The organism is Pseudoalteromonas sp. 5Ae-yellow (assembly GCF_014077565.1).
Classification (GTDB): domain Bacteria; phylum Pseudomonadota; class Gammaproteobacteria; order Enterobacterales; family Alteromonadaceae; genus Pseudoalteromonas.
Genome location: NZ_JACGWD010000121.1, coordinates 1 through 6150 on the forward strand (window position 1 = coordinate 1; position 6150 = coordinate 6150).

The window sequence follows — 6150 nt, forward strand, 5'->3', positions numbered from 1 at the left end:
ATGAGTATGTTCGTTAATCATAATGTGCCCTCAAACAAGATTTGAAGATCTGATCATGACATTGAGATTTAGTTCAAAAAAATCCCCGCTAATTTCTTAGCAGGGATTTGTGTATAAGAGACAGCTTTAAAAATTAAGCGGCTTTTGGTTTAAATATAAAATATTAACTATTTAACAGACCAATCAATAGTATCTTCTGCTTTTATAGGCACAACTTCAGAGTCGCCTAGGGTATAACTTGCAGGTACGTCCCATGGTTTTCTTTGTAATGTTATTGTATCGGCATTACGCGGCAACTCATAAAAGTCAGGACCAAAGTGGCTTGCAAATCCTTCAAGCATGTCCAGAGCTCCTGCATCTTCGAATGCTTCAGCGTATAACTCAATTGCGGCATGAGCCGTATATGCACCAGCACAACCACAAGCAGCTTCTTTTTTATCTTTATAATGTGGTGCAGAATCAGTTCCTAAGAAAAACTTTTTATTTCCACTTATAGCTGCGGCCATTAATGCTTGCTGGTGAATGTTACGTTTGAGGATTGGCAAACAGTAATAGTGTGGGCGAATTCCACCCGCTAACATATGATTACGATTATAAAGTAAATGATGAGCTGTAATTGTTGCTGCTACATTGCGAGGTGCATTAACTACAAACTCTACTGCATCTTTAGTTGTAATATGCTCTAGTACAATTTTAAGTTCAGGAAAGTCACTTACCACATCCCCTAAAATCGTATCTAAAAATACTTTTTCACGGTCATAAATATCAATTGATGAATCAGTAACTTCTCCGTGTACTAACAGCAACATACCTACTTCTTGCATTGCTTTTAAAACCGGGTAAATATTTTTGACTGATGTAACACCCGAATCAGAATTGGTTGTAGCGCCAGCAGGATACAACTTTGCAGCTACTATTTTGCCCGTTGCTTTTGCTTTCTTTATTTCATCTGGTGTCGTTTTATCAGTGAGGTAAAGTACCATTAAAGGCTCAAAGGCACCTTGTGGGCCTGCTGCCATAATACGTTCTCGATAGGAAAGAGCGGTATCAGTACATGTTGCCGGCGGAACAAGGTTTGGCATAATAATAGCGCGACCCATGTATCTACTAATGTCTCGTACAGTATCCTTTAGCTGGTCGCCATCACGTAAATGTACATGCCAGTCATCTGGGCGAGTGATAGTAAGGGTTGTTACAGAGTTTGTATTATTGCTTGTCATTACTTTGTTCCAAGGCTGAATTTATTCGATCATAGGCATATGATGTTTTCGAGTAAAGATTTTATTAAAAATAATGCATATGTTGATGACATTACCGAGTTGTGTAATTAAAGCTTAATACTCCAATTCAATTGGGATTAGCCATTGTTATTACTTACAATTAATTAAAGCCATTCGTCATAATAATTTACAGCCAATTAAAACCACTCATCGCTTTATTTTGTACAAAATCCAAGATTAGGTTAACTTAGCTACGTATTTAAAAATAAAAAGAATAATATAAATTGCCTATGTCTTACAAAAATGATGCCTCAAGAGCACTTGAAATAAAAACTGATCAACTGAGTATTATCAATCAGTTCTCATCTAGCTTATTACAACTCGATACACTAGAAGAGTTATTTGAGTATGTTACAACGCATGTTGTAAACCGTTTAGGATTTGTTGATTGTGTTATATATCTTGCTAATAATAAAGCAAATACATTAAATCAAGTTGCCTCGATGGGTATTGCTCACGCCCGTGACAAATATCAAGCCGAACGTAAAGTAATACGTTTTAGTGAAGGAATTACTGGGGCTGTTGCAACTACTGGTAAAGCCGTAATTATCGATGATGTAACAAAAGATAGCCGTTATATCGCAGATGAACGCCCTGCCCAATCAGAACTATGCGTCCCTCTTATATATAAAGAACAAGTTTTAGGTGTTATTGATTGTGAGCATCCTATTAAAGGCTACTTTACAAACGCACATCTTGAAATTCTTACAACAGTTGCCCACTTACTCAGTGCTAAAATTAACCAAGTAAATACGGTAAATAGCTTACAGAAAACAGTTGAACAACTTAACAACGCACAAAAATTAGAAAATAGCTTATTACAAATAGCAAATCTAACCTATAAAGCTAACGACTTAGATACGTTTTTTGAAGCCCTTCATTCAATTATCAATAATTTACTTCTCGCTGATAACTTTTTTATCGCTTTATATGACAAAAAAGTAGATATACTTGACCTTGTTTATATAGTCGAAGAAGGCATAAACACCAAAACACATCAAAAAATATCTAAAGAACAGCTAAAAGACACTGCTTCATATTACCTACTGCAAACAGAGCAAACCTTATTACTCAATAAAGATGCCTTTCAAAGTCATATAGATAACGGTGATTTTAAAATGGTAGGCAGACAATCAGAGTCTTGGTTGGGTGTTCCATTTAAAACAAGTGATCGTATAAGCGGTGTTATTGTTGTACAAAGCTACGATAAAACACTGCAATACAACGAACACGACAGCGCTCTTCTAACTTACGTAAGTCGCCAAATAAGTATGGCAATTGATAGACAACTAGCCCGACAAGAGCTCGAGCATAAAGCATTGCATGACGAGCTTACCGGCCTTGCTAACCGCTCATTACTCATTGAGAGAATAAAGCATGCTATTTTACGTTTAACGCGTGCTAAAAAGAGTACTAGCCATGCCCTGTTGTATCTAGACTTTGACCGTTTTAAAAGTATTAATGATTCGCTCGGGCATGAAGTTGGGGACCACTTCCTTATAAAAATATGCGACTTGATTAAAGGTACAGTACGAAGCACGGATACATTTGCACGTTTAGGCGGCGATGAATTTGCAATTTTTATGGAAAACATCACGCATAAAAACCAAGTTAATGAAGCTTTAAACCGAATTAAAAGCGCATTATCAAAACCTCTTAATGTAGATAGCCACTTACTTCAAGCTTCTACTAGTATTGGTATTGCCTATACCGACAACATAAACGATAAAGCTTATATATTACTGCAACAAGCTGATGCTGCTATGTATGAAGCAAAATCCACCGGGCGTGGACAAGTTAAGTTTTTTAATAACACGATGCGTAAAAAACTTAAAACCCATGCCGATATCGAAAACGACTTGCAACACGGTATAGAACACAACGAATTTGAACTCTATTTTCAGCCAATTTTTACAATTACCACAAGTGAGGTTATTGGTTTTGAAGCACTTGTGCGCTGGCATCATCCTAAAAAAGGATTTGTACCCCCTAATGACTTTATACCGATAGCTGAAACTACAGGGCAAATTATAAACCTTGATTTACATTTGCTTGATTTAGCCGCTCAGCAGATTTCAAATTGGCACCAACAAGGCCATCGCTTTTTGAAAGTAACGGTTAATGTGTCGTCACGACATTTTGCAAGCCTCGATTTTGTAGCGCAAATACATTCTATTTATAATAAGTACCAATTACCTCTGGGTTCTTTATGTTTAGAGATTACCGAATCAGGCTTAATAGAAAATCTAGAACTCGCCACTCAAATAATAGAAGGTCTTTCACCTTTAAAAGTAAAATTGTGCCTTGACGATTTTGGAACGGGTTATTCAGCACTGGGCTACTTGCACCAACTGCCTATCCATATTTTAAAAATAGATAAAAGTTTTATAGACCACCTACAAGATTCCACCAACCCACTTGTTGAAGCCATTTTATCACTTGCGCAATCATTAAAACTTGAGGTTGTTGCTGAAGGGATAGAAACACTTGAACAATTAGCCATTTTACAATCCACCGCGTGTGACTATGGCCAAGGTTTTTTAAAGTCAAAACCGGTCACAGCCAAAGAAGCCATATTACTTATTAATAAGCCCTTATAAAAAAGCCAGCGAGTAGGTCGCTGGCTTAGGTATTACGTATATACTCATCCATTGACCTAAACTATAGATAAAAGGCAAAACGACTCTATTTTTTAAACCACAATCTAAAGTAACCATTCAACAACCCCCCACCCCCACCCCACACAGTTATTTATATAGTCAAAATTCACACTGAGGTGAAGCACACCGCAATCGATATACTTAAAAGACAACATGAAGCAAACTCATCTAAAACTCATCAAACCAGTTTTCGAATGACTTTTATCGTTACTAATTTTAATATTTTCGCGATTCATAGCAACAAACTGCAATAAACCACAATAAATCGCAAAATTTTAGCCATCTAGACGTTGAAACGTTTTTTGTATAGGCGTAGTATGTGGTTAATCTGAGCTGAACTCACTTTTCCCATGAGAATTTTTAAAGATGATTGGTATTAAACATTTAAAAACCATAGCAACCCTAAAAGAAACAGGATCTTTGGTTAATACGGCACGAGAGTTATTTTTGACACAGTCTGCTTTATCTCATCAAATCAAAGATTTAGAGAATAAATTAGATTGCCAATTATTTGAGCGTAAAACTCAACCAGTCCGCTTTACCCCTCAGGGAATGCTATTACTTGAGTTGGCTCACGAAATATTACCAAAAATGGAAGCGACTAAATGCCGTTTGAAAGAAAGCTTAAATCAACCTATTTCTCAACTGCGTTTAAGTGTGGAATGCCATGCATGTTTTCATTGGTTATTGCCTACTATTAAAGAATTTAATAACTTTTGGCCTGATATAAAAATTGATTACGAGCGCGGCTTTAGTTACGACGCTATTCCTGACTTACTAAGCGATGAGCTCGATTTAGTTTTAACATCTGACATACGTGAACCCGACACATTAGAGTACGCGCACTTATTTGATTTTAAATTGAAGCTTATTGTGGCACCGGATCATGAACTTGCTAAAAAAGCGTATGTAACAGCGCTTGATTTAAAAAACGAAACTATTATTTCATACCCAATCCCACGTGAACGCCAAGATATATTTAAGCATTTCATTCAAAATGCACGTTTTGACGGTACGTTAAAAACGGTTGATCAAGGGTTACTTATTTTTCAACTAGTAAGTGCCGGCATGGGCGTTGCCGCTTTACCTGATTGGCTAGTTACACCTTATGAAAGCCAAGGCTTGATAAAGTCAATTCCTCTGGGTGCTCTTGGCCTTACTCGTCCTATGTATTTAGCAATGAAAAAAGACATGAAAGACAACCCTGTTTATCGTCACTTTTTAAATACGTGTAAGTTAAATAACGGTCGATAATCATCAATATAATGAGTAATATCGCTGTAATTAACTCTACAGCGTTTAACTCTTATGTTTGTTATTAAAAAAATTATTGGTGGTTTACTTATGCCACTGCCTCTATTTGGTTTATTTGCGTGTCTGATGCTCCTACTCGCATTTAAAGGTCGCAAATCAGCTCTCTTATTATCTGCTTTAAGCTTAATTGTATTACTTGCATTGAGCACCCCCTTTATCGCCAATTTAATTATCCACAATAATGAACCTACTTCGCTTGCATTTTATGCTTTAAAGCATCCAAAAATAGACAAAATAGTTGTACTAGGTTGCGATATAAACCCAAATCCTGCACTCAGTGCTAATAATCAATTAGGTAATTGTGCGTTAACGCGCTTAGTAGAAGGTGTAAAACTAGCAAAGCACTACCCTAATGCAGAGCTTATAGTTTCAGGCGGGGGTTATCAAAATATCACTAATAGCGGGCTTATGTATCAAACAGCAATTAGTTTAGGAATTAATAAAAGCCGTATACTCCAAAATCCTAAAGCGATGGATACCGCAGCAGAAGCTAAATTATTAGCACCTAAATTAGTTGATTTTAAAGTCGCGCTAGTAACATCTGTGCTGCACATGCCCCGCGCCAAAAACTTATTCAATGCTCAAGGTGTTGAAGTAATAACCGCCGCCACTGATTATCATAATTTTGCTGCACTTCCATGGAGCAAACAGTTTATTCCCAATGCTCATGCCTTACTTGTGGTTACGCAATACAGTCACGAAGTAGTAGGAAACACTTGGATAAGTCTGCGCCGCTGGGTAGATCCAGAGGCACTGTAGCTCATTTCGTCTAACTAACCTGATGTAATGGTCTCCTCCCTATACGGCATCTATGTGCCATGATTAAAGTGGTTACAATAATCAAAGGGAGAAGACCAAAATGAAGATTACAACAATTGGTTTAGACATAGCAAAAA

4 protein-coding genes are annotated in these 6150 nt (G+C 36.9%); 3 read left to right on the top strand and 1 reads right to left on the bottom strand.

Annotated features, from left to right (window positions below; all coding sequences use genetic code 11):
- Positions 1–167: 167 nt before the first annotated feature.
- On the bottom strand, positions 168–1220 hold the full coding sequence (gene pyrC / locus H4J63_RS19345; protein ID WP_182198050.1) for a dihydroorotase: 1053 nt from the start codon (positions 1218–1220) through the stop codon (positions 168–170).
- A gap of 290 nt (positions 1221–1510) precedes the next feature.
- Between pyrC and H4J63_RS19350 the strand changes: the two genes are divergently transcribed.
- From H4J63_RS19350 to H4J63_RS19360, 3 genes are all read left to right on the top strand, one after another.
- A complete protein-coding gene (locus H4J63_RS19350) occupies positions 1511–3880 on the top strand; it encodes a GGDEF domain-containing protein (protein WP_182198052.1) in 2370 nt (789 codons plus the stop codon).
- A gap of 426 nt (positions 3881–4306) precedes the next feature.
- Positions 4307–5194 (top strand): LysR family transcriptional regulator, encoded by an 888-nt coding sequence (locus H4J63_RS19355; protein ID WP_002961689.1) that lies wholly within the window; start codon positions 4307–4309, stop codon positions 5192–5194.
- 54 nt (positions 5195–5248) lie between these two features.
- Complete coding sequence (locus H4J63_RS19360) at positions 5249–6013, top strand: YdcF family protein (protein ID WP_182198054.1); 765 nt, start codon at positions 5249–5251, stop codon at positions 6011–6013.
- The last annotated feature ends 137 nt before the right edge of the window (positions 6014–6150 follow it).

Excerpts from the sequence above, each read along its gene's own strand:
- H4J63_RS19360 (WP_182198054.1), top strand. The coding sequence starts at position 5,249 with ATGTTTGTTATTAAAAAAATTATTGGTGGTTTACTTATGCCACTGCCT.
- H4J63_RS19350 (WP_182198052.1), top strand. The coding sequence starts at position 1,511 with ATGTCTTACAAAAATGATGCCTCAAGAGCACTTGAAATAAAAACTGAT.
- H4J63_RS19355 (WP_002961689.1), top strand. The coding sequence starts at position 4,307 with ATGATTGGTATTAAACATTTAAAAACCATAGCAACCCTAAAAGAAACA.
- pyrC (WP_182198050.1), bottom strand. The coding sequence starts at position 1,220 with ATGACAAGCAATAATACAAACTCTGTAACAACCCTTACTATCACTCGC.